The 23,644-nt window shown below is 59.5% G+C and carries 23 protein-coding genes and 3 pseudogenes; 20 read left to right on the top strand and 6 right to left on the bottom strand.

The annotated features are described in order from the left end of the window. Positions 1-2: 2 nt before the first annotated feature. The 6 genes from M0814_RS27475 to M0814_RS27450 all read left to right on the top strand — a co-directional run bounded on the left by M0814_RS27475 (position 3) and on the right by M0814_RS27450 (position 5,635). The gene (locus M0814_RS27475) at positions 3-1,700 is read left to right on the top strand and encodes a putative porin (RefSeq protein ID WP_103485605.1); all 1,698 of its coding nucleotides are present in this window, start codon (positions 3-5) and stop codon (positions 1,698-1,700) included. 18 nt (positions 1,701-1,718) lie between these two features. After that, a complete protein-coding gene (locus M0814_RS27470; RefSeq protein WP_003224466.1) occupies positions 1,719-2,348 on the top strand; it encodes a hypothetical protein in 630 nt (209 codons plus the stop codon). 29 nt (positions 2,349-2,377) lie between these two features. Continuing rightward, positions 2,378-2,848 carry a YbjN domain-containing protein gene (locus tag M0814_RS27465; RefSeq protein ID WP_003224470.1) on the top strand — a complete coding sequence of 157 codons (471 nt, stop codon included), beginning with the start codon at positions 2,378-2,380 and terminating at the stop codon, positions 2,846-2,848. Beyond that, complete coding sequence (locus M0814_RS27460; RefSeq protein ID WP_103485604.1) at positions 2,845-3,792, top strand: peptidylprolyl isomerase; 948 nt, start codon at positions 2,845-2,847, stop codon at positions 3,790-3,792. Before M0814_RS27465 ends, M0814_RS27460 begins: the two co-directional genes overlap by 4 nt. Before the next feature lie 160 nt (positions 3,793-3,952). Beyond that, on the top strand, positions 3,953-4,933 hold the full coding sequence (locus tag M0814_RS27455; RefSeq protein ID WP_103485602.1) for a LysR family transcriptional regulator: 981 nt from the start codon (positions 3,953-3,955) through the stop codon (positions 4,931-4,933). Between the two features lie 192 nt (positions 4,934-5,125). Beyond that, positions 5,126-5,635 (top strand): GNAT family N-acetyltransferase, encoded by a 510-nt coding sequence (locus M0814_RS27450; protein WP_103485601.1) that lies wholly within the window; start codon positions 5,126-5,128, stop codon positions 5,633-5,635. 19 nt (positions 5,636-5,654) lie between these two features. Here M0814_RS27450 and M0814_RS27445 read toward each other — a convergent pair whose 3' ends face one another. Beyond that, positions 5,655-6,347 carry an aspartate/glutamate racemase family protein gene (locus M0814_RS27445; RefSeq protein ID WP_103485600.1) on the bottom strand — a complete coding sequence of 231 codons (693 nt, stop codon included), beginning with the start codon at positions 6,345-6,347 and terminating at the stop codon, positions 5,655-5,657. A gap of 205 nt (positions 6,348-6,552) precedes the next feature. Between M0814_RS27445 and M0814_RS27440 the strand changes: the two genes are divergently transcribed. Further along, complete coding sequence (locus M0814_RS27440; RefSeq protein ID WP_103485599.1) at positions 6,553-7,044, top strand: hypothetical protein; 492 nt, start codon at positions 6,553-6,555, stop codon at positions 7,042-7,044. Positions 7,045-7,176: 132 nt separating this feature from the next. Here the strand turns inward: M0814_RS27440 and M0814_RS27435 are convergent, their stop codons facing one another. Continuing rightward, the gene (locus tag M0814_RS27435) at positions 7,177-7,398 is read right to left on the bottom strand and encodes a CcoQ/FixQ family Cbb3-type cytochrome c oxidase assembly chaperone (RefSeq protein ID WP_103485598.1); all 222 of its coding nucleotides are present in this window, start codon (positions 7,396-7,398) and stop codon (positions 7,177-7,179) included. Positions 7,399-7,413: 15 nt separating this feature from the next. Then, complete coding sequence (gene ccoN, locus M0814_RS27430; RefSeq protein ID WP_103485597.1) at positions 7,414-8,841, bottom strand: cytochrome-c oxidase, cbb3-type subunit I; 1,428 nt, start codon at positions 8,839-8,841, stop codon at positions 7,414-7,416. A gap of 225 nt (positions 8,842-9,066) precedes the next feature. On the opposite strand from ccoN, the pseudogene M0814_RS29215 reads away from it, so the two are divergent. The 5 genes and pseudogenes from M0814_RS29215 to M0814_RS27405 form a co-directional block, all read left to right on the top strand. Continuing rightward, a pseudogene (locus tag M0814_RS29215) lies at positions 9,067-9,156 on the top strand (metal ABC transporter ATP-binding protein); the annotation flags it as partial. 39 nt (positions 9,157-9,195) lie between these two features. Further along, complete coding sequence (locus tag M0814_RS27420; protein WP_103484512.1) at positions 9,196-10,869, top strand: nitrite/sulfite reductase; 1,674 nt, start codon at positions 9,196-9,198, stop codon at positions 10,867-10,869. Further along, positions 10,866-11,345 carry a DUF934 domain-containing protein gene (locus tag M0814_RS27415; RefSeq protein WP_103484511.1) on the top strand — a complete coding sequence of 160 codons (480 nt, stop codon included), beginning with the start codon at positions 10,866-10,868 and terminating at the stop codon, positions 11,343-11,345. The genes M0814_RS27420 and M0814_RS27415 overlap by 4 nt, the downstream gene beginning before the upstream one ends. A 283-nt stretch (positions 11,346-11,628) precedes the next feature. Then, positions 11,629-12,603, top strand: coding sequence for a hypothetical protein (locus M0814_RS27410; RefSeq protein WP_003224487.1), 975 nt, complete (start codon positions 11,629-11,631; stop codon positions 12,601-12,603). A gap of 181 nt (positions 12,604-12,784) precedes the next feature. Continuing rightward, positions 12,785-13,456: a DUF3313 domain-containing protein gene (locus M0814_RS27405; RefSeq protein ID WP_003224489.1), complete on the top strand. Its 672-nt coding sequence runs from the start codon at positions 12,785-12,787 to the stop codon at positions 13,454-13,456. Between the two features lie 119 nt (positions 13,457-13,575). Here M0814_RS27405 and M0814_RS27400 read toward each other — a convergent pair. Together M0814_RS27400 and M0814_RS27395 are read right to left on the bottom strand one after the other, a co-directional pair. Continuing rightward, positions 13,576-14,208, bottom strand: a pseudogene (locus tag M0814_RS27400) (spermidine synthase); the annotation flags it as partial. After that, positions 14,207-14,353: pseudogene (locus M0814_RS27395) on the bottom strand (DUF1254 domain-containing protein); the annotation flags it as partial. The pseudogenes M0814_RS27400 and M0814_RS27395, both read right to left, overlap by 2 nt. 326 nt (positions 14,354-14,679) lie before the next feature. Between M0814_RS27395 and M0814_RS27390 the strand changes: the two are divergent. Continuing rightward, a complete protein-coding gene (locus M0814_RS27390) occupies positions 14,680-14,895 on the top strand; it encodes a cold-shock protein (RefSeq protein ID WP_103484514.1) in 216 nt (71 codons plus the stop codon). A 105-nt stretch (positions 14,896-15,000) separates the two neighbouring features. On the opposite strand, the gene M0814_RS27385 is transcribed toward M0814_RS27390, so the two are convergent. Further along, positions 15,001-15,426: a YciI family protein gene (locus M0814_RS27385; RefSeq protein WP_103484510.1), complete on the bottom strand. Its 426-nt coding sequence runs from the start codon at positions 15,424-15,426 to the stop codon at positions 15,001-15,003. Between the two features lie 557 nt (positions 15,427-15,983). Between M0814_RS27385 and M0814_RS27380 the strand changes: the two genes are divergently transcribed. The 7 genes from M0814_RS27380 to M0814_RS27350 all read left to right on the top strand — a co-directional run bounded on the left by M0814_RS27380 (position 15,984) and on the right by M0814_RS27350 (position 23,565). Further along, on the top strand, positions 15,984-16,352 hold the full coding sequence (locus M0814_RS27380; RefSeq protein WP_103484508.1) for a DUF6124 family protein: 369 nt from the start codon (positions 15,984-15,986) through the stop codon (positions 16,350-16,352). A 248-nt stretch (positions 16,353-16,600) separates the two neighbouring features. Further along, positions 16,601-17,104: a PAAR domain-containing protein gene (locus tag M0814_RS27375; protein ID WP_103484507.1), complete on the top strand. Its 504-nt coding sequence runs from the start codon at positions 16,601-16,603 to the stop codon at positions 17,102-17,104. Then, entirely contained in the window at positions 17,104-17,802 is a 699-nt protein-coding gene (locus M0814_RS27370) for a hypothetical protein (protein WP_103484506.1), read from the top strand. Before M0814_RS27375 ends, M0814_RS27370 begins: the two co-directional genes overlap by 1 nt. A 91-nt stretch (positions 17,803-17,893) precedes the next feature. Further along, the gene (locus M0814_RS27365; protein ID WP_247868553.1) at positions 17,894-18,253 is read left to right on the top strand and encodes a hypothetical protein; all 360 of its coding nucleotides are present in this window, start codon (positions 17,894-17,896) and stop codon (positions 18,251-18,253) included. A gap of 229 nt (positions 18,254-18,482) precedes the next feature. Beyond that, positions 18,483-18,983: a thiol peroxidase gene (gene tpx / locus M0814_RS27360; RefSeq protein WP_003224497.1), complete on the top strand. Its 501-nt coding sequence runs from the start codon at positions 18,483-18,485 to the stop codon at positions 18,981-18,983. A 176-nt stretch (positions 18,984-19,159) separates the two neighbouring features. Continuing rightward, complete coding sequence (locus M0814_RS27355) at positions 19,160-20,467, top strand: MdtA/MuxA family multidrug efflux RND transporter periplasmic adaptor subunit (protein ID WP_003224499.1); 1,308 nt, start codon at positions 19,160-19,162, stop codon at positions 20,465-20,467. Beyond that, positions 20,464-23,565, top strand: coding sequence for an MdtB/MuxB family multidrug efflux RND transporter permease subunit (locus tag M0814_RS27350; protein WP_103484504.1), 3,102 nt, complete (start codon positions 20,464-20,466; stop codon positions 23,563-23,565). The genes M0814_RS27355 and M0814_RS27350 overlap by 4 nt, the downstream gene beginning before the upstream one ends. The last annotated feature ends 79 nt before the right edge of the window (positions 23,566-23,644 follow it).

Here is a 23,644-nt window from a genome sequence, read left to right as displayed (position 1 = left end):
AGATGATTTCCAACGTGAATCGATTGTCCCTGGCGGTCGGCATGGTCATCGCGACCCTGGTCGGCCAGGCCGCGGCAGCGCCTGCGCCCTCGGAGAACGCCACGATCAATCTGATCCGCTTGCTGGTCGAGCAGGGCATTCTGAAACAGGACAAGGCCGACGCGCTGATCGCCCAGGCGCAGAACGAAGCCGCCCAGGCCAGGCAGGCAGCGGCTTCGACTGCGGTGGCGGCAGGTCCGGTCGCAGCGCCGGGCGATGTGCGCGTGCAGTACGTACCGGCCGCGGTGCGCGACCAGATCCGCGATCAGGTCAAGGCCGAGGTCATGGCCACCGCCAAGCAGGAAAACTGGGCGGCGCCCAACACCTTCCCGGACTGGGCTTCGCGTATCAGCTTCGATGGCGACATCCGCCTGCGCGACGAATCGCGCTACTACTCGGGCAGCAACAGCAACGAAATCGTCGACTTCGCCAAGCTCAACAACAACGGCCCGTACGACGTGAACCCCAACAGCAGCACCAGCCTGCCGCCGCTGCTCAACACCCGTGAAGACCGCACCAACCTATTCCGCCTGCGTGCGCGTCTGGGCATGAAAGCGGTGATCTCGCCGGAGTGGACCGCCGGCATCCGTATCGGCACCGGTTCGGACAATAACCCGGTGTCGACCACCCAGACCCTCGGCGGCGGTTTTGCCAAGAAGGACATCTGGCTCGATCAGGGTTACCTGAACTGGAAACCCACCGATGAGCTGACCTTGACCGGCGGGCGCTTCGCCAACCCGTTCATGTCCACCGACATGCTCTATTCCAATGACCTGAACTTCGACGGTGTAGCGGCGATCTTCGACCACAAGCTCAATCGCGATTGGGGCGTGTTCGGCACCGTTGGCGCGTTCCCGGTGGATTACACCAACGACACCACCACCAGCAACGGTTTCGACAAGGAAGAAAGCGACAACAAGTGGCTGTACGGCGCGCAGATCGGCGCCAAGTGGGCGATCAACAGCAACAACCGCCTCAAGGGCGCTTTGGCCTACTACCGTTTCGACGACATTCAAGGGCAACGCTCCAGTCCTTGCGAACCGTGGGCCGGCGCTCCGGGCTGCGACACCGATGGCACCCGTGCAGCGTTCATGCAGAAGGGCAACAGCGTGTTCCTGCTGCGCGACATCACGCCGAACCCGGCCAACCCGACCACCACACCGGAGCCGCAATTCGTCGGCCTGGCGTCGGAGTTCAACCTGCTCGACCTGAACCTGGTGTGGGACGCCGACCTGCCGCAAGACTTCAAATTGCGCAGCCAGGGCAACTACATCCACAACCTCGGTTACGACGAACGCGACATGCGCAAACGCGCCGAGGGGCAGATCGTCAACAACCTCAACAGCAGCGGCGACATCGAAAGCGGCGCCAATGCGTGGATGGTGCAGTTCACCCTCGGCAACGCGCTGGACCTGAAGAAGCAGGGCGACTGGAACCTGTTCGCCGGCTACAAGTACATCCAGCCGGATGCCTTGCCCGACGGCTTCAACGATTCCTCGTTCCACCTCGGCGGCACCAACGCCAAGGGCTACTTCCTCGGCGGCAATTACGGTCTGGCAAAGAACGTCTACGCCACTGGCCGCTGGCTGAGCACCGAGGCGGTGTACGGCGCGCCGTTCGACATCGACGTCTTGCAGCTTGAGATCAACACGCGCTTCTAAGGCGCCGGGAGTACGGTCATGCACGCACGAGTTTTACTGTTGGGGCTGAGTTTTTTCATGGCTCAAGGGGCCAGTGCCGAAGGCATGGAGGAGCGCTTGCGCACCCAGTTGCGCAGCACCACCCAGCAGTTGCAGGCCCTGCAGAGCCAGCAGGCCCAGGCCAGCGCCGCGCAACTGGCGGCGCAGAACGAGGCCAAGGCTGCGCAGGCGCAGATCAAGCAATTGACCGCCGAACTGGCCAAGGCCAAAGGCGTGGCCGAGCAGCTGGCCGGCCAGCAGCAAAACCTGCACAGCCAGGCGCAGGCGCAAATCGCCGCCAGCAGCGAACAGGTCGGCAAGTTCAAGAAAGCCTACGACGAGTTGTTGGTCATGGCCCGTGCCAAAGAAGCAGAACGGTCTAAGCTTCAGGCGCAATTGGCTGAACGTGACACACAAGTGCAGCAATGTTCAGTCAAGAATCAGCAGATGTATGGCGTCGCCAAGCAGATCCTCAGCGCCTACGAAAACATCGATGTGGCCGAGGTGATGAAGATCCGCCAGCCCTTTGCGGGCAGCGCCCGGGTCAAGTTCGATGAACTGGCTCAGGGCTTTGGCGATGAACTGTACAAGACTCAATTCGATGCGCCGCAAGCTGCGATTGCGCACTGATTAATAGACTCATAGACAAGGAAGAAGTAATGACTCAATTGATCTCCCACGTATCCCCACAATCCCTGACCGAAGTCCTGCAAGCGGCCGGTTATCGCGTCAACCAGACCGAACAGAACGGCATCGTGCAGTTGCTCAGCGCCAGTCAGGGCATTGGCTATGCCGTGCGTTTCGGCAACCCGGCGGTGGAGCAGGGCAGCTACGTCGATTTCACTTTCAGCTGTGCGCTGCGGGTGCAAGGTGAGTTGCCACAGGGCGTGGCCGAACAGTGGAACGCCACCCGGCGTTTTGCGCGGTTGTCGTTGCAGGGCGAGTTTCTGGTGATGGAGATGGACGTGGTGCTGGCGGCCGGTGTGAGCCACGATCACCTGCGCGGTAACCTGGAATTGTGGGATCGCCTGTTGCAGGAGTTCATCGTCTACCTGCGTGATTTCAGCCAGGCCGCACAAGCTTCGACGGCAAAAGTCGCCACCGCTGAGCAAGAGGAAGTCGCGCTGTGAAAAAGCCTGCCATGGTGATCGGCGCCGGGGCAGTGGCGCTGTTGGTGGTAGCCGTGGCGCTGGTGCTGCGACCGGGTGCTGACCCGGTTGCCGCCCAGCAATCGTCGCCGTTGGCGGCGGTTGCTGCGGGGCCTGCGGTGGCGCGGTTGGGCAATCAGCAAGTGACGCCGCAGGAGTTGCAGGCGCTGCTGGCGACCGTCCCGCCGGCGACTCGCGAGCAATTGCGCGGCAACCGTGAAGCGCTGGAGCGCTGGATTCGTTCGCGGTTGGCGGAAAAAGCCGTGCTGGAGCAGGCCGACGCTCAGGGCTGGGCGCAGCGTCCGGACGTGGTGCGGCAAACCCGCGCGGCCAGCGAGCAGATCGTCTTTCGCGATTACTTGCGCTCGGTCAGTACAGTCCCGGCGGACTATCCGAGTACGGCCGAGTTGCAGCAGGCGTATGACGCCGGCAAGGCCAACTGGCAGACTCCGGCGCTGTATCGGGTCAGCCAGATTTTCCTCGCGGTGCCAGATGCCCAGAGTCTGGAAAACGTGCGCAAACAGGCGTCTGAGCTGAGCAGGAAAGCCCAAGGCGCGCCGGGGGATTTTGCCGCGCTGGCGACCCAGTATTCACAGGATCGCCTGACCGCCGAGCGGGGCGGTGATAGCGGGCTGCAACCGTTGCAGCAACTGGTGCCGGAGGTGCGGGGGGCGGTGGCGAAATTGAAGGTTGGTGCGGTGTCCGATCCGGTGCAGAGCGCGGCGGGTTTCCATGTGATCAAACTCACCGAACAGCAACCGGCACGTACCGCGACCCTCGACGAACTGCGCGATCAACTGACCCAGGCCTTGCGTGCGCAACGTCAGGAGCAGATTGCCCAGGCGTATCTGGACGGGATGCTCAATACCGCGACGTTGAGTATTGATGGGGCTGAGCTGAACAAGGTCCTGGAAGAGAAGCACTGATCGTGATTCTCCGCAGATCCGGGTGGGAGCGGGCTTGCTCGCGAAAGCGGTGGGTCATTCAACAAACAAGTTGGCTGGCATGGCCTCTTCGCGAGCAAGCCCGCTCCCACATTAGAACCGTGGCGTTTTCCAAAATACAAAGATCGACAGGGAGTCATCGATGTCATTCACCGAACCCGCAGGACGACAGGGTAGCCCCGACTATCGCTGGGCACAGGGCGAGCGCGAGCCATGGCTGGCGCAAGCTGCGACCATCGATGCCGATGTCGCACAATACTTTCTGGTCAGTGCCCGCTGTGGCTGCTTCATGCAGGCGGCGCGCAGCCTCAACGTGCGTTCGACTCTGCTGCGCAAACAACTGGCGCAGCTCGAGCAGGAACTGCAGCACTCGCTGTTCAGCTTTCAGGGCAGCGCCCTGAGCCTGACCCGCGAAGGCCAGCAGTTGCAGGCGCAACTGGTCGCGCTGGCCCACGAGCGAAAACTGCCGGTGGTCGAGCAACCGTTGATCCGCCTGGCGGTTGCCGAATCGATCCTGCATGACATTATCGGTCGCGACCTGATCGCGTTGCTGCGCCGCAATGCCAGCGTGCGCCTCGAGATCATTGCGCTGGACAGCGAGTTGGCCTTGCGCGCAGTCAGCGCCGACGTGGTGCTGTGGCTGGCTCACGGCGAAACCCCCAGCCCCGGCCCTACCTTCGCCACCAGTCAGCCGCAGGCCCTGGCGCGTCTGGATTACCTGCCGCACATCGCCAAACGCTATTCCCGCGTCACCGCACGCCCGGAGAGTGCCGAAGACCTCAGCGATTTCATGCTGGTGCAATGGCAACACGACCGGCAGATCGACAGTTTCCGGCCGTGGAATCACCTGGTCGAACAGCGTCTGGCGGGTGTGGTGCAGATGCAGTCTTATGAACTGATGCTGGAGATGATCCGTTGCAGCGCTTGCATTGGTTTGCTGCCGGCGTACATGAGTCGTTTCGACCGGGGGCTGGTGGCGTTGCCGGGGCTGTTTGATGAGCCGATGCAGCTACAGGCGTGGCTGGCGGTGAATGCTGAATCCCTGAACGTCGCCGAGGTGCAAACCCTGGTCGAGCTGATCCAGCACACCTTCAATGAGCGCCAGGAGTGGTTCCAGACCTGAGCCAATCCTTCCAACACCCCCAATCCCCTGTGGGAGCGGGCTTGCTCGCGAAGGCGTCAGCACATTCAATATCCGCGACACTTGGCACACCGCTTTCGCGAGCAAGCCCGCTCCCACAGTTTGAAACCTCGCCAAATTGATAACCGGCAGTTTAGAGTGATCAGCCACACATCGATCCAGGAAGGATCTGCCATGCCCGACCACAACCCCGCCATCACCCTCGAACGCTTCAACGAATCCCACATCGAGGCCGTTACCGCGCTGTACAACGATCCGGCCGTGACCCGGCAGGTGTTGCAGATGCCGTTTCAGTCCACCGAGATCTGGCGCCAACGGCTGCTGGCGGAGAACGAGCGGATGGTCAAACTGGTGGCGCTGCATCAGGGCGCGGTGGTCGGTCATCTCGGGCTGGAAAACTATTCGCGGATTCGCCGCGCGCACGCCGGCAGCGTCGGCATGGCCGTCGCTGTGGCGTGGCAGGGCAAGGGGGTCGGGTCGAAACTGCTGGCGGCGGCGCTGGACATCGCCGACAACTGGATGAACCTGCACCGGGTCGAACTCTCGGTGTACGCCGACAACGAGGCGGCCATCGGCCTGTATCGCAAGTTCGGCTTCGAGAACGAAGGCCTGTTCCGTGACTACGCCGTGCGCGACGGGCAATGGGTCGACACCCTGAGCATGGCCCGTCTGCGTCGTCGATAAGCCAAAAAGTCCTGTGGAGTCAATCGTCCAAGGCGAACGCCACCGCCGACTGCGCATGCAGCTCGGTGGTGTCGAGCAGGGGCAGGGCGCTGTGTTCGGGTTTGAGCAGCAGGCCGATTTCCGTGCAGCCGAGGATGATCGCCTGAGCGCCGCGCGCGGTCAGCGCTTCGATCACCCGTTGATAGATCTGGCGCGACTCGTCGCTGATCACCCCGACGCACAGTTCGTCATAAATGATCCGGTGCACGTCCTTGCGCTCGGCGTCGTCCGGCACCAGTACCGTCAAACCCTGCGCAATCAGACGCTGCTTGAGAAAGTCCTGCTCCATGGTGAACGCCGTGCCGAGCAAGCCAACTGTGTGCGCGTGAATGTCCAATGCAGCCTGCGCCGCCGGTTCGGCAATGTGCAGGAACGGAATGCTGATCGCCGCCTGAATCTGCTCCGCGACCTTGTGCATGGTGTTGGTACACAGCACCACGCATTCGGCGCCGCCGGCCTCGAGCCTGCGTGCAGCATCCACCAGAATCGCCGCCGCAGCGTCCCAGCGCCCGGCGTGCTGGGCCTGTTCGACCGGGCCGAAGTCGACGCTGTACATCAGGATTTGCGCCGAGCGTAGTGGGCCGAGGCGGTCGCGGACCTGTTGATTGATGAGACGATAATATTCAGCGCTGGATTCCCAGCTCATGCCGCCGATCAGCCCGATAGTGCGCATTGAAATTCCTCGAACGATGGCCCGTAGCGAAAAAGTCGGGCCCGGGCCGAGTGTCCATCGGTTCAGGGGCGTATGCCAGTACAAAGCAACTGTACCGTTGATCCTTTTGCCAAGTGTCACGGTACCGACGCCCGAGGTTTAACGTACGCCGGCGCGTCGATCTGTCACTATCGACTATCGCAGGCTCTCCCCGAGGAACGTACCGATGAACGACGTACAACAACTGGGCGAAATGCTTCGTCACTATGCCGAGAGTGAAGCACACAAGAAGCAACTGTTCGAAACGCAGTCCCAGGCGTGGGCCAGCCGCATCACTGAACTGTTCGGCCATATCCAGCAATGGCTGGAGCCGGTACAGGCACCGAATCTGCTGGAGGTGAGCCGCGAGGCTTACGTCGCGTTCGGCCCGAGCACACCAGTGGAAACCTCGACCTTCAAGACGGAAAAACTCAGCATCGTGATCGCCGGCAAACCGGTGGAGTTCGTGCCGGACGTGATGGGCAGTGCCGGGCAGATTTCCCTGGCGGTGATGGGCCTGACGGCGGCGCGCTATGGCAGCATTTCGCTGGTGGGCTTGCCCAGTGGCGAGTGGCAATGGCGCAAGACCAATGGCCTGAAGGATCCCGACACCTTTGTGTTTGATGCGGACTTTCTGGCGCAGCAGCTGCAGAGCCTGATTCCGCGCGATCGCAGCTGATATCAGGGCTTCAACCATTTTCCCCTGTGGGAGCGGGCTTGCTCGCGAAGGCGGCAGCCCATTCAACATTGATGGTGACTGATAGACCGCTTTCGCGAGCAAGCCCGCTCCCACAGTGGATTGAGGGTGATCCTACATCTCGAGGTTGACCCAGCCCGGTTTCGCCTCTTCCGGTGCCACCGCCTTCACGGTTTTCCCCGTCGCCAGCTCCACTCGCCGTGCCACCTCCGGATCATCGGCAAACGGCACCATGCTCGCATCGTCGAGGCTTTCCGCCGTCTGGTGGCGCAGGCAGTACTCCACCGCCAGCCACAGAAACACCACGCCCAGCACATTCAAGAAAATGTCGAACATCGTCGGCTCCTTGCCTCAGGCGATCTGTGCCTGGCTGCGCGCCAGCGACACGTCGGCAACCCGCACCGTGCGCCAGACGTTATAGGCCATCAGCAGCATGCCGCTGAGGAAGAACACTCCGCCGGCAAAGCGCACGATGAACCCCGGATGACTGGCCTGCAGTGCTTCGACGAAGGAGTAGGTCAGCGTGCCGTCCTCGTTGATCGCCCGCCACATCAGGCCCTGAGTGATGCCGTTGACCCACATCGAGGCGATGTACAACACCGTGCCGATGGTCGCCAGCCAGAAGTGCAGGTTGATCAGCGGCGTGCTGTACATCTGCTCGCGGCCAAAGACTTTCGGCACCATGTGATAAGTCGCGCCAAAGGTGATCATCGCCACCCAGCCGAGCGCGCCGGCGTGAACGTGGCCGATGGTCCAGTCGGTGTAGTGGGACAGGGCGTTGACGGTCTTGATCGCCATCATCGGGCCTTCGAAGGTCGACATGCCGTAGAAGGCCAGCGACAGCACCAGGAACCGCAGAATCGGGTCGGTGCGCAACTTATGCCAGGCGCCGGACAAGGTCATCATGCCGTTGATCATCCCGCCCCAGCTCGGCGCCAGCAGGATCAGTGACATTGCCATGCCGAGGGACTGCGCCCAGTCCGGCAGCGCGGTGTAGTGCAAATGGTGCGGGCCGGCCCAGATGTACAGAGTGATCAGTGCCCAGAAATGCACGATCGACAACCGGTATGAATACACCGGGCGGTTGACCTGTTTCGGCACGAAGTAATACATCATCCCGAGGAACCCGGTGGTCAGGAAGAAACCCACCGCGTTGTGCCCGTACCACCACTGCACCATGGCGTCGGTGGCCCCGGAATACACCGGATAGGATTTGAACCAGTCCACCGGGATCGACAGGTGATTGACCACGTGCAGCATGGCGATCACCAGAATGAACGCGCCGAAAAACCAGTTGCCGACGTAGATGTGTTTGGTCTTGCGCTGCACCACCGTAGTGAAAAACACGATGGCATACGCGACCCAGACCACCGCCATCCACACCGCGCCGGAGAATTCGATCTCGGCGTATTCCTTGGTGGTGGTGTAGCCCATTGGCAGGGTGATCAGCATGATCACGATCACCGATTGCCAGCCCCAGAACGTGAAGGCCGCGAGCCTGTCCGAATACAGCCGCACCTGGCAGGTGCGCTGCACCGCGTAGTAACTGGCGGCGAATTGCGCGCTGCCGGCAAAACCGAAAATCACCAGGCTGGTGTGCAATGGCCGCAAGCGGCCGAAGGTGGTCCAGGGCAGGTCGAGGTTCATGTCCGGCCACACCAGTTGCGAGGCGATCCATACCCCCATCGCCATGCCCACGACACCCCAGAAAACCGTCGCGATAACGAATTGGCGGACGACCTTGTAGTTATAAGCCTGTCCGATTGTTGCTGTGCTCATGGTCAGTTCTTCCACGGTTGCAAAGTCTTGCCAGGCCACCCGGTCTGGCACGAGCTGCACTGTAGGAACAGCACCGGAAACAAAACAGGCTCAGGAATATTTCATTTGTACGGATCAGATTGAAGTGCTGCCTGCGGCCATCTGCCGCGCCCTGATACGGTTTTTATCGTTTCAGGTGAATCTGTTGCGTGCTGCGCTGCTCGTCCATAGTCAGGGGAAAATCCTGTGGGAGCGGGCTTGCTCGCGAAAGCGGTGTGTCAGTCAACAAGTCAGTTGCCTGACACACCGCTTTCGCGAGCAAGCCCGCTCCCACAGTTTTGAATTTGTGTTCAAACCTGATGAGGTGGCTGCTGCATGTATCAATACGACGATTACGACCGCGCACTGGTGTTCGAGCGCGTTGCGCAGTTTCGCGATCAGGTCGAGCGCTTCATGGCCGGAGAGTTGAGCGAGGAAGAGTTCCTGCCGCTGCGCCTGCAAAACGGCCTGTACCTGCAGAAGCACGCGTACATGCTGCGGGTAGCGATTCCCTACGGGACCCTGAGTGCCGAACAGATGCGCACGTTGGCGAGCATCGCCGCCGATTACGATCGCGGCTACGGCCACTTCACCACGCGGCAGAACCTGCAATTCAACTGGATCGAACTGGCGCAGGTACCGGACATCCTCGAGCGCCTGGCGCAGGTCAACATGCATGCGATCCAGACCTCCGGCAACTGCGTGCGCAACATCACCACCGAAGCCTTCGCCGGGGCCGCGGCGGACGAAATGATCGACCCGCGCCCACTGGCAGAAATCCTCCGCCAATGGTCGACGATCAACCCGGAATTCCTGTTTCTGCCGCGCAAGTTCAAGATCGCCATCTGCTCGGCGAAGCAGGATCGTGCGGCGATCATGATGCATGACATTGGCCTGTATCTTTACCCGGGGCGCGACGGGCAAATGCTCCTGCGGGTGATCGTCGGTGGCGGGTTGGGGCGCACGCCGATCCTCGGTCTGCAGATCCGCGAAGGTTTGCCGTGGCAGCATCTGCTGTCCTACGTCGAGGCGGTACTGCGGGTCTACAACCGGCATGGCCGGCGCGACAACAAGTACAAGGCGCGGATCAAGATTCTGGTCAAGGCGCTCGGCATCGAGGCATTTGCGAGGGAAGTCGAAGAAGAGTGGCAGCACCTCAAGGACGGCCCTGCGCAGTTGACCGAGGCCGAGTATGAGCGAGTCGCCCGGGCATTCGTGCCGCCGATCTATCACACCCTGGCTGACACCGATCTGGACTTCGGCACGCGTCTGGCCGAAAGCCCGGCGTTCGCCCGTTGGGTCGCGCGCAACGTGCAGCCGCACAAGAAACCCGGTTACACCAGCGTGGTGCTATCGACCAAACCGGGGCTGAGCGCGCCGCCGGGTGATGTCACCGGGTTGCAGATGCTGGCGGTGGCCGACTGGTCGGAGCGTTTCGGTTTTGGCGAAATTCGCATTGCCCACGAGCAGAATATCGTCCTGCCCGATGTACGAAAGTCTGATCTGTACGAACTCTGGCAGCTTGCCTGCGAGCGCAATCTGGGCAGCGCCAACGTCGGCCTGCTGACCGACATCATTGCCTGCCCGGGCGGCGATTTCTGCGCACTGGCAAACGCCAAGTCGATCCCGATTGCCCAGGCGATTCAGGCGCGTTTCGACAACCTCGATTACCTGCACGATCTGGGCGACATCAGCCTGAACATCTCCGGTTGCATGAACGCCTGTGGCCATCACCACATCGGCAATATCGGCATTCTCGGTGTCGATAAAAACGGCAGCGAGTGGTACCAGATCACCCTCGGCGGTGCGCAAGGCAAAAACAGCGCACTGGGCAAAGTCATCGGCCCTTCGTTCAGCGCAACTGAAGTGCCACAGGTGATCGAACGGATCATCGGCACTTTTGTGCGTTACCGCGAAAGTGAGGAACTGTTTGTCGACACCGTAGCGCGCATTGGCCTGGAGCCGTTCAAGGAACGGGTTTACCCGAAAGTGCTGGAGGTGTCGGCATGAACAATTTGCTGCGGCTGGAGCAAGGTGTCGCACGCCTGATCGAGGATGATCCGTGGACGCTGGTTCGCGAGCCGGAGCAGGGCAGGCCTGCGGGGTTGCTGATCCTGCCGCTGGCGCACTGGCTGCAATCGTCCTCGACCCACGCGGTGTGGCTGAGCCCGGACGATGAAGTTGAAAGTGTGGTGCCGTGGCTGGCCTCGTTGCCGTTGATTGCCCTGGACTTCCCGAGCTTTCGCGACGGTCGCGCCTACAGTCAGGCGTATCTGCTGCGCAGCCGGTTTGGCTGGGCCGGCGAGTTGCGCGCAATTGGCGATGTGTTGCGCGATCAGCTCAGCCATATGCGCCAGTGCGGGTTCGACAGTTTTGCGGTGCGCGAGGACAAATCGGCCGAAGATGCATTGAAGGGCCTAGCCGGCATGAGCGTACTGTACGGCCGCTCGGTGATTGAGCCGCGCCCCCTGTTCCGTAGACGCTGAAGACTCTGTGGCGAGGGAGCTTGCTCCCGCTGGAGTGCGCAGCACTCCCAAACAGGCATGATGCGATCCGTCAGATAAATCGCGTTGTCTGGTTTGGGGCGGCTTCGCCACCCAGCGGGAGCAAGCTCCCTCGCCACAGGTGTTTGCGGTGACATGCAAGGGAAACCCTTACATCCCGCAGCATTCCCGGATTTTTCCTTGGGTCGATGCTGGCCTTTTGGTAGAGTCCCCGTCGCCAGCGGGTTTTCGGCTGGACGACGGAACGAAGAAGGGAGTCTGGGTAGTGAGTGCGGGCAAAAAGATTTTGGGCCTCACCGCGTTGCTGTTGATGCTGACGCTGTGGGCCAGTTACTTCTATGTGTTCAAGGAAAACCGCGACGGCCAGTTGGGCGGCGCCGGTGAAAGCACCGCGTGGTGCGGCGCGCCGCCGTCCACCGAAGCGGCGCTGTTGGGCAAGGATCAACTGACCTTGCGCGTCACCAACAACCTGCGCGGCGAGTTCATGCTCAGTGGCTCGCTGGTGGTCTCCGAACGCACCTTCAACCGCTACGATCTGGGCCGCAACGAACTGCGTCTGCGCCTGGAACCGTTGCAGTGGTCGTACGGCGTCACGCCGATCTTCCTCGAACAGGTCAAGGTTCAGCCTCTGAGCCGCAACCTCGCCTCACCGACCAAAAGCGCCTACGCCGAGCTTGAACCTCGCCCGATCGGCGTGCAGGGCCAGGTCACCGACTTTCCGTTCGACACCTATCGCTACGGCTACAAACCGGTGCTGTATTACCTCAAGGGCAGCGAGCGCATTGACCTGCGCTTCAAGAACATCACCACGCTGATGGATATGTCCAACACCTTCACGCCGATCCAGAAGTACAACCGCGTCGAATACATCAACGAGAAAAACTCGATGATCCGCGACGAGGACTACAAGGCCTACGGCCCGCACGAATGCGCGTTCAGCGTCGAGCGCAAAGGCTCGTTCAAGGTCGTGGTGCTGTTGTTGCTGCTGGTGCTGTGCCTGCCGTTGCTGCACGTGTTCTATCGCGACGAGCCGGGGATCGACTTCCTCGCGACGCTGGTGGCGATTGCCGTGGTGCGGGTGCTGCTGGTGGGGCCGGTGCAGGACTTCCAGCTGTACAACATCGACTTCCTGTTCGGCGCGGCGATTCTGCTGGTGGGTTCGGTGTCGCTGATCAAGGCGATGCGCGCCAACAGCCGGCGCGAGATGGCGTTGAAGAGTGGGGCGACGTCTTCCTGGTAACACCCGGAACCTGATCTCGACACAGGAACTGTGGGAGCGAGCCTGCTTGCTCCCACAAAGCATCAGTGTCTATGCAACCGCGTGGGAATCTTGCGTGTGTGCAAGGTAATTTCCCCGGCATTGGCTATAACTGTATTTCCCGCCAGGCAATATATCTCGGCGTTCTGACAGGAGTTACAGCATGAAGCTTGCAGTAATGATGGGCACCCTCTGCATCGCCACCCTTGGCGTGGTGGGTTGCTCCAGCAAAACCGTCGCTCCCGATGAGTATTCCGGCTTTCTCAAGGACTACAGCCAGCTCAGGGAGGCCAAATCGCCCTCGGGTGCCGAGGTGATGCGCTGGATTGATCCGAAGGTCGATATCAGCAAGTTCACCAGCGTGTACGTCGAACCGACCCAGCTCTATCCAAAGCCGCAACCGACCGCGAAGATTTCCCAACAGACCCTCAACGGGATCACCGCTTACTACGATCAGGCGCTCAAGCGTGAAATCAGCAAAGACCTGCCGTTGGCCAACGGCCCCGGCCCGGGCGTGATTGTGGTGCGGGCGGCGATCACCGCAGTAAGCAGCAAGACCGAAGGCCTGCACGCGTATGAAGTGATCCCGGTGGCACTGGTGGCGGCAGCGGTCAGCACTGCCAGCGGTATCCGCGATCAGGAAACCACCCTGGCCACCGAAGCCGTGTTCCTCGACGGCGGCAGCAACAAGGTTGTGGCGCAAGTGGTGCGCAAAGGCACCGGCAAACCATTGGAAAATGACACGCAGGCGATGACGGCCTCCGACGTCAAACCGGTGATTGATGGCTGGGCGAATGACATGCATCAGATGTATCTGAAGCTCAAGTCCAAATAACTGAGGGGCCTTGTAGGAGCTGCCGCAGGCTGCATCTTTTGATCCTGGTTTTTAAAAACAACATCAAAAGATCGTCCGATCGCGGCCCGAGCCTGCGGCAGCTCCTGCAAGAGGCAGCATTACTGCCCTACAAACCACCGGAAATACGGGTTCGCCCGATCCCCCTGCATCACCTCGCGGATATCCCGCCCCCAGGCTTCCCGATCACCGTCATAGGCGTGCAGGCTGGCGCGGTAGAACTGCATCAGGCGCTGGCGGTGCGCCTCCATTCGCTCGGTGAACCCGGCATCGGCATTGACCAGAGGCGGCGGCACATACAAATCCAATAGCGCCGGCAGCACTCTGGTTATCTCTTTGCTGCGCACCCACGGCGCGTATTCGATGCGCGGCTGATCATCGGTCACCGCCGGCGCGTCTGCGGCAAAACGCTCAAGCCCGGCGCGATCAGTCGCCCAGGTCGCGAGCAGCGCGGCGGCTGAGCCGATCCCGACATCCTGCAAGGTGCTGCGTACGCTGTCCTGCTGGAAACGCTCGGTGATTTTCGTGGCGTCGAGTTGCATCGGCTGCAGCGAACCGACCAGCAACATCTCGTGGAATTCGCTGGTCCACAGCGAGGCATACGGGAACACATCGAGGAAGCTGCGCACCAGCGCGCGCGAGTCGTCGATGTTCTGCGTTGGCAGTGGCAGCCACTGGGCGACAATGCCTTGTGGTTGCAGGCGGCTGACGGCCAATTGGTAGAAGTCGCGCGCCGATGTAGTTCGCCTCTTCGGCAGAGTTGCCGAAGATGCCCATGTTGGCGCCGGCGTAGCGATACAGGTAATTGCCCTTGAGGTGATCGCGGGTACCGAACAGGTCACCGCTGCTGATTTCGTGCGTGTCGACCTTGTCTTTTTTGCGATCCCCGTTTCCCTGGTGGCTACTGCATGGACGCCTCGGCACTTCTTGGCCGTTGGACGTATTCCCTTTTTAATCAAGCCTGTAGGACACGTCTGATTGACGCTAGCAGCAAATCGGCGGTTATCCAGTCGAATGGATTAATTCTTTGGTTTTGTCTACGAAATCACAGAACGATGGTGTAACGACTGGACGCCTACCGTTGGTCGAAAAGCGAGGAGCACCTGTCAGACTTGACAGTTGCAGGGGACGTGGAACCAGCGCTGTATGGCGGTGAGAGGCCGATGTCTATCGGTCACCGAATGGACGGTTGAGAGGTGATGGAAATGGCTACCGGGACGGTTAAGTGGTTTAGCGATTCACAGGGTTTTGGTTTTATCACTCCAGATGAGGGAGACTGCGATCTATTTGTGCATTCTTCTGAAATTACCTCCTCTGGGTTTAAAACGCTTCAGGAAAATCAAAGGGTTTCTTACGAGTTAATCGAGAAAATACTAGACTCGAAAAAGAAAGTTGTAGTTGGAAATGTTCAAGTGCTTTGAACATCCCGCTATGTAGGAGCTGCCGAAGGCTGCGATCTTTTGATCTTGAAGAAAAGATAAAGTCAAAAGATCGCGGCCTTCGGCAGCTCCTACAGGGTCAGGGGATTAGCCGTTTTTCTCGGCCTGTTCGCGAACGCGCTCTTCTTGTGCGCGCGCCTCGGGGGTGAACTCGGCGCCGAAATCTTCAGCAGAGAAGATCTGGCGGATCTCGATATCGGAATCGCCTGGCATCGGATTCGGACAGCGCTTGACCCATTCGATGGCTTCTTCCTTCGATTTCACTTCCCAGATCCAGTACCCGGCCACCAGCTCCTTGGTCTCGATGAACGGCCCGTCAGTGACCGTGCGTTTGTCGCCGGAGAAATGCACGCGTGCACCTTTGCTGCTCGGGTGCAGGCCGTCGGCGTCGATGAGGATGCCGGCCTTGACCAGTTCTTCGTTGAAGTTGCCCATGGCGGTGATCAGTTCTTCACTGGGCATGATGCCGGCTTCGGAGTCGGCGCTGGCTTTGACAAGAATCATGAATCGCATGGTGGTTTCTCCAGGGAATGGGGGGATTCATGGTTTAGTCGAATGGGCCGCGCATGAATCGACAGGTGTCTGAATAAAAGACGCAAAGCTGCGCTTTAACAAATGCAATCCGACACGCTGCAACTGCCAATGCAGGAGCTGCCGCAAGCTGCGATCTTTTGCCCCTGTCGTTAAAAACCAATATCAAAAGATTGCAGCCTTCGGCAGCTCCCCGTGCGTATTTCAATTCAGGATGTTTAAACGCTGTTTCGATTTTGCGGAACGTTCCCACAGGGTTTTCAGGTTGTCCGTCGGACGTCGGGTCTCTAGCCTGTGTTCGTCGCTGCCAATTCAGCGACCGGGACTGGAAACCCCGACGGGTATTAGTGGCGCGTACACGCCTTTCATAACGTATCCTTGCGCACTTCGAATGTGTGCACTCCGTTATGGCGGCTGTGCGCGGGGGACCTTCGGGTCGTCCGGGTCGCCGCTGCCCGGGTTTCCAACCTGCGTACAGCTGCCACCTCTTCGTCCGGAAACCGAAGGGGGCAGCTCCGACTATTCAGTGGAGTTACACCATGAAAAAACCAACACCCAACCCCCCAGAATCAGACGCCAACACCACAACCCCTTACGCATCAGTCGACAGTAAAAAACTCCACGAAGCCGCCGACCGCGCCCTCGACTACTACCTCAATCCCGCCGCCCGTATCATGTCCAGCGCCAACGAGCCGGAGTCCATGTACCTCGCCAATCCCAGGTACAACACCGAATCTCTTCTAGCCAACGCCAGCGAAACCCTCGGCTCGGCCAGCGAGATGCTCATCAACTTCGCTGCCTCGCTGGAAACCTCCCAGCGCAAAACAGCACTGGGTATTGCTCAGGTCGTCATGCTGGGCGAGTTGGCGGTAAATCAAGCACTGGATCACGTAGAACTTAAAGACTGATTGATCATGATCCTTCCCTCGCGCAGCAAAGCAATGCAGCCCTTGACGCTCTGCGTCAGATTCGTGAGTTGGCGCGCAGAGCTCTCTTGTTACATTCCTTTGCCGCGCGTTGGAACGGTCAACGACCAACCAAAAAAGACTCTAGCCGGTCGTATTTTCTATCCGGTCCGGAGGTGCCATGGATACCCTGTTTTCCAAAACAAGATCGGGTAACATCCGCAGGTCGTGATATTCAATGGAGAGAAACGATGGCAGGAAAGCCAGTCGCAAGGCTCGGAGATCCAGGGAGTCACGGTGGAAATATCACCACTGGATCAAGTCCTATTTTTGTTAACTCGACTCCCGTAGCTTTGGTAGGAGATATCTATTCCTGCCCGATTCACGGCAGTAATCCCATAACAACGGGCGCCCCCCATGTTTTTGGGTTGGGAAAGGACGTTGCCCATGTCGGTTCCCAAACGGCATGTGGAGCGACGATTACTGCTGGATCACCCGACACCTTCGTCGGTGATTCTGGTAGTGCTCCGGCCAGCTTCTTCTCGCAGTTTCTGAAAGAAAAGACTTTCGTCGAGTTTCAGTTGCTTAATGAAAGAGATGAACCTGTAGCCAACGAGGCGTATGAATTGACGCTTCCCGATGGAACCTTGATGACTGGCGTCCTCGACGAAAATGGCTTTGTGCATGTTGCAAATATTCCCAGAGGGAGTTGCAGCATAAAGTTTCCGAAACTTGAAGATACGGAACATCTTTAATGGTTCAGCCTACTAAAACTACCAGCACAACCCAGGCAGCAAAAAATACAGGCGCATCAGGGAAAACCACAAAAACCAATCAGGTGGTCGTATCCGGTGCGTATATGGAAGTGCTGGTGGGTGGTCCCTACACCCGCGATAAAGAAGAGCATCCTTTCGGGCACGCGGCTTTACACGTGGTGGTCGATAGCAAAGACATTACTTATGACTTTGGTCGCTATGGAAAAACCTGGGGCACATTCGATAGCGAGGGCGAAGGCGTGTTGAACGTCTGGACGTCCTTCAAAGCGTACATCTCTGGTGAAAACAGTTTGGGGCGTACAACAACAGGTTTTGTTTATTTTTTGGAAAATGCAAAAGCCGAGGCTGTGATCGCTCATTTCGACGGTATTGTCGCCCAGCAAAAAGAACAGCGAAAAAAGACTGCCTCATCAGCTCGGTATGTCTTGCCATCGAACTATCATCCGACTACGAATAACTGCACAACCGTGACAATTGCAGGAGCAAAGGTTTCGGGAAAGTCAATTGTGCAGAACCCGGCGAAATTCAATGAGATGCGAGGTCTTTCTTTCATCGAAAGACAGGCAGCGCGTACGCAAAGTAGTCCGAAGGACGGTATTTTCATGCCGGCGGATTTACAAGCCATGCTCGAAGCGAATACCGAGGCCCCTTATGATAAGAAAAATGTTTACAAATAGGCGTCTTGGCCTATGGCTGGTGGCAGTTTTATCCGTCAATGCGTTTTTTTTGGCTTTTCTGATTTTTGGCGATATTTCGAAGGGGCACAATATGAAAATGATCAAAACTAAAGAACCGTTGCTGATTGAAGGGCCAAATGGCGACGAGAATTACTATGTCCTGCCTTTGGGGACTACCCTTTATCACGATAAAAGCTTTCCTGAAGGGCATGACCGTTATGTGGTGTATCTCAATCATAAAGGTGCAATTGCACACGAAGAAGTACCCATGAAGCCTGAGTATGGCGGTTCATTTATAGATCCGCTCTGGCTGATCAATGTTGATGAGCAAACCTTGAAAGAAATTTTCAAACGGTTTCCGCTCTCCAAAACCGATATTGCCGCTGCTATCAAGGGCAATGAAATAACCAAGGATGATCTAGCCGACATCATCCGATCTATGCCCGACTGACCAATTCTTTTAGCTGTCGGTGAAACGAGGCTGCGATGTTTTGATCTTGATGAAAAGATAAAGTCAAAAGATCGCAGCCTGCGGCAGCTCCTACAGGGGGTGGGTTGTATACAATTTTTCGCGCAGACCCCTGACAATTTTCATTCAGGGCATAGGTCGTCGGACAATTTCGTGGTTAACTTCGGCCTCTTGCATGCTTTCCAATCAAAACATCAGAAGGACTAAAGTCATGGCTCAAGTCACCCTCAAAGGCAACCCGGTTCAAGTCAACGGCCAGTTGCCACAAGCCGGTTCCAAGGCGCCAGCCTTTTCTCTGGTTGCCGGCAATCTGTCCGACGTCACCCTGGCGAGCTTCGCCGGCAAGCGCAAAGTGCTGAACATCTTCCCAAGCGTCGACACTCCGACCTGCGCGACTTCGGTACGCAAGTTCAACGCTCAGGCCAACGAACTGGCCAACACCGTGGTGCTGTGCATCTCGGCTGACCTGCCATTCGCCCAAGCCCGCTTCTGCGGCGCCGAAGGCCTGGAAAACGTGCAGAACCTGTCGACCCTGCGCGGCGCCGAGTTCATCGAGAACTACGGTGTAGCCATCGCTGATGGCCCGCTCAAAGGCCTGACCGCCCGCGCCGTGGTGGTGCTGGACGAGAACGACAACGTGCTGCACAGCGAGCTGGTCAAGGAAATCGCTGAAGAGCCGAACTACGACGCAGCACTCGCCGTACTGAAATAAGCGCTTTTACAATTGTTAACGGCCTGGCCCTGTCCAGGCCGTTTTCATTTGTGTATCAGTGTCTTGGCTCACACCTTGTAACGTAAGTTGAAAGTAAATAGCCGGTAAAGCTGCTTTGCTTAAGTCCCGTCAGTGCTTATCGTTCAGCCTCCCGTAAAAAGAAGCCCACGCGCCCAATGGTAAATCACTCCATGCAATCGTCCTCCCGTAACTCTCGTCGCTGGCTGTTGAGCCTGCTTGTGCTGCTGATCATCGCCGCTTTGTGCTGGAAATTCTGGCCCGCCGGTTCAGCCCACAAGGAGGGCGCGCAGAAAGCTGCTGCCGGCCACACCGGGCGTTCGGGGATGATGCGGCCGGGCTTCGGCGGGGCGGCCGGGCCGATTCCGGTGCGTGTGGCACCGGCGGTCACGGGTGACTTCCCGCTGTATTACAAGGCCCTGGGTACGGTCACCGCGCTCAATACCATCAATGTGCGCAGCCGGGTGGGCGGCGAACTGGTGAAGATCAATTTCGAAGAAGGGCAGATGGTCAAGGCCGGCGACCTGCTGGCAGAGATCGATCCGCGTCCTTATCAGAATGCCTTGCTCCAGGCTGAAGGCACCTTGCTGCAGAATCAGGCGCAGTTGAAAAACGCACAGGTCGACGTCGAGCGTTATCGTGGCCTGTATAAGGAAGACAGTATCGCCAAGCAGACCCTGGACACCGCCGAAGCGCTGGTCGGCCAGTATCTGGGCACGGTCAAGACCAATCAGGCGGCGGTCAACGACGCCAAGCTCAATCTCGAATTCACCAAGATCCGCGCACCGATTGCCGGTCGCGTCGGCCTGCGTCAGCTCGACGTCGGCAACCTGGTGGCGGCGAACGACACCACGTTCCTCGCCGTCATTACCCAGACTCAGCCAATCAGCGTGGTGTTCACTCTGCCGGAGAACAATCTGGAAACCGTGCTGGCGCGTTACCACAGCGGCGCCAAACTGCCCGCTGAGGCATGGGATCGCGGCGACACCAAAATCCAGGCCACCGGCGTCCTGCAAAGCCTCGACAACCAGATCGACGTCGCCACCGGCACCCTGAAGTTCAAGGCCCGTTACGATAACCGCGACCAGTCGCTGTTCCCCAATCAGTTCGTCAACGTGCACCTGTTGGCTGACACCCTCAAGGGTGTAGTGCTGGCACCGTCGGCAGCCATTCAGTTCGGCACCAATGGCACCTTCGTCTATGCAATGGACGGCGACAAGAAAGTCACCATCCGCCAACTGAAGATCGGCGCGAGCGATGGCAACAACACGGTGATCACCGAAGGTCTCGCGGCGGGCGACCGCGTGGTGCTCGAAGGCACCGACCGCTTGAAGGAGGGCAGTGAAGTCGAAGTGGTCAACGACAGCAATGACGTGCCGACAACGCCGACCGAACACCTGCAAGGCAAGCCCGCAGCCAGCGCGCATGACACCGCCTCTACAGACAAGGCCAAGAAGGGCGCATGAACATTTCGCGGCTGTTCATCCTCCGTCCGGTAGCCACTACCCTGAGCATGCTGGCCATTGTTCTGGCCGGCCTGATTGCCTATCGCCTGCTGCCGGTCTCGGCCTTGCCGCAGGTCGATTACCCGACCATTCGCGTCATGACCCTGTACCCCGGCGCCAGTCCGGACGTGATGACCAGTGCCGTGACCGCGCCGCTCGAGCGCCAGTTCGGGCAAATGCCCGGCCTGACGCAAATGGCCTCGACCAGCTCCGGCGGCGCTTCGGTGCTGACCCTGCGCTTCAGCCTCGACATCAACATGGACGTCGCCGAGCAGCAGGTGCAAGCCGCGATCAACGCTGCGACCAATCTGCTGCCAACCGATTTGCCGGCACCACCGGTGTACAACAAGGTCAACCCGGCGGACACCCCGGTGCTGACCCTGGCGATCACTTCAAAAACCATGCTCCTGCCCAAGCTCAATGACCTGGTCGATACGCGCATGGCGCAGAAGATCGCCCAGATCAGCGGTGTCGGCATGGTCAGTATTGCCGGCGGTCAGCGTCAGGCAGTGCGGATCAAGGTCAACCCGGAAGCCCTCGCGGCGAACAGCCTGAACCTGGAAGACGTGCGCACCCTGATCGGCGCGTCCAACGTCAACCAACCGAAAGGTAACTTCGACGGCCCGACGCGGGTCTCGATGCTCGATGCCAACGACCAACTGACGTCGCCCAAGGACTACGCCAACCTGATCCTCGCCTACAAGAACGGCGCGCCGCTGCGTCTGAAGGATGTGGCGGAAATCGTCGACGGCGCGGAGAACGAACGTCTCGCCGCGTGGGCCAACCAGAATCAGGCGGTACTGCTGAACATCCAGCGTCAGCCGGGCGCCAACGTGATCGAGGTGGTCGACCGGGTCAAGGCCTTGCTGCCGAGCATCACCGACAACCTGCCGGCCGGCCTCGACGTCACCGTGCTCACCGACCGCACCCAGACCATCCGCGCCTCGGTTACTGACGTGCAGCACGAACTGTTGATCGCCATTGCGTTGGTGGTGATGGTGACCTTCCTCTTTCTGCGGAGAGCCAGCGCGACGATCATTCCGTCGGTAGCGGTGCCGCTGTCGCTGATTGGCACGTTTGGCGTGATGTACCTGGCCGGCTTCTCGGTCAACAACCTGACCTTGATGGCGCTGACCATCGCCACCGGTTTTGTGGTCGACGATGCGATTGTGATGCTGGAAAACATCGCGCGCTTCATCGAGGAGGGCGACAGCCCGATGCAGGCGGCTCTCAAAGGCGCGAAGCAGATCGGCTTCACCCTGATTTCCCTGACCCTGTCGCTGATCGCGGTATTGATTCCACTGCTGTTCATGGCTGACGTGGTCGGGCGGCTGTTTCGCGAGTTCGCCATCACTTTGGCGGTGGCGATCCTGATTTCCCTGGTGGTTTCGCTGACCCTGACGCCGATGATGTGCGCGCGCTTGCTCAAACGTGAACCGCAAGAACACGAGCAGGGCCGTTTCTACCGGGCCAGTGGCGCATTCATCGACTGGATGATCGCTGCTTACGGGCGCAAGTTGCAGTGGGTGCTCAAGCACCAGCCGCTGACCCTGATGGTGGCCATCGGTACCCTGGCGCTGACCGTGTTCCTTTATATGGTTGTACCCAAGGGCTTCTTCCCGGTACAGGACACCGGGGTGATCCAGGGCATTTCCGAGGCGCCGCAGTCGATTTCCTTCGCGGCCATGGGCGAGCGTCAGCAGGCGCTGGCCAAGGTGATTCTCGAAGATCCGGCGGTTGAAAGCCTGTCGTCCTACATCGGTGTCGACGGCGACAACGCCACGCTCAACAGCGGGCGCCTGCTGATCAATCTCAAGCCGCACGGCCAGCGTGATCTGAGCGCCACGCAGGTGATCGCGCGCCTGCAACCGCAACTCGACAAGCTGGTCGGCATCCGCCTGTTCATGCAGCCGGTGCAGGACCTGACCATCGAGGATCGAGTCAGCCGTACCCAGTACCAATTCAGCATGTCCTCGCCGGATTCTGAACTGCTCAGCCAGTGGAGCGGGCGTCTGGTCGAGGCACTGGCCCAGCGTCCGGAGCTGACCGACGTCGCCAGCGACTTGCAGGATAAAGGCCTGCAGGTCTATCTGGTGATCGACCGCGACGCGGCTTCGCGTCTCGGTGTCTCGGTGCAGAACATCACCGATGCGCTGTATGACGCCTTCGGCCAGCGGCAGATCTCCACCATTTACACCCAGGCCAGCCAGTACCGCGTTGTGTTGCAAGCGCAGGCCGGGGAGAAGATCGGGCCGGCGGCGCTGGATCAGATTCACGTCAAGACCACTGACGGTGCGCAGGTGCGCCTGTCGAGCCTGGCCCATGTCGAGGAGCGTCAGGCGCAACTGGCGATTACCCACATCGGTCAGTTCCCGGCGGTGATGATGTCGTTCAACCTGGCGCCCGGCGTGGCGCTGGGGCATGCGGTGGACATCATCGATCAGGTGCAGAAGGACATCGGCATGCCGATTGGCGTGCAGACCCAGTTCCAGGGCGCGGCCGAAGCGTTCCAGGCCTCGCTGTCGAGCACCTTGCTGCTGATTCTCGCGGCGGTGGTGACCATGTACATCGTGCTCGGCGTGCTTTACGAAAGTTACATCCACCCGATCACCATTCTCTCGACCCTGCCATCGGCGGCGGTCGGCGCCTTGCTGGCGTTGCTGCTCAGCGGCAATGACCTGGGCATGATCGCGATCATCGGCATCATCCTGCTGATCGGTATCGTCAAGAAGAACGCGATCATGATGATCGACTTCGCCCTCGACGCCGAACGCACGCAGGGCATGGCGCCGGAGCAGGCGATCTATCAGGCGGCGCTGCTGCGTTTCCGGCCGATTCTGATGACCACCCTGGCCGCACTGTTCGGCGCGGTGCCATTGATGCTCGCCACTGGTTCCGGGGCGGAACTGCGTCAGCCACTGGGGCTGGTAATGGTCGGCGGTTTGCTGGTGAGCCAGGTGCTGACCCTGTTTACCACGCCGGTGATCTACCTGTACTTCGACCGCCTCGGTCGGCGCTTCGGCAAAACCAATGCTGACAGTGATGAGGTGGTGGTATGACTTTGCACCGCCAAATAACCTGTGGGAGCGAGCTTGCTCGCGAAAGCGGTAAGTCAGTCACTGACGATGTTGGATATGC

It is taken from the genome of Pseudomonas sp. MWU12-2020 (assembly GCF_023100605.1).
In the GTDB taxonomy this organism is placed as follows: domain Bacteria; phylum Pseudomonadota; class Gammaproteobacteria; order Pseudomonadales; family Pseudomonadaceae; genus Aquipseudomonas; species Aquipseudomonas fluorescens_H.
This window is presented reverse-complemented; position numbering and strand designations above follow the sequence as displayed.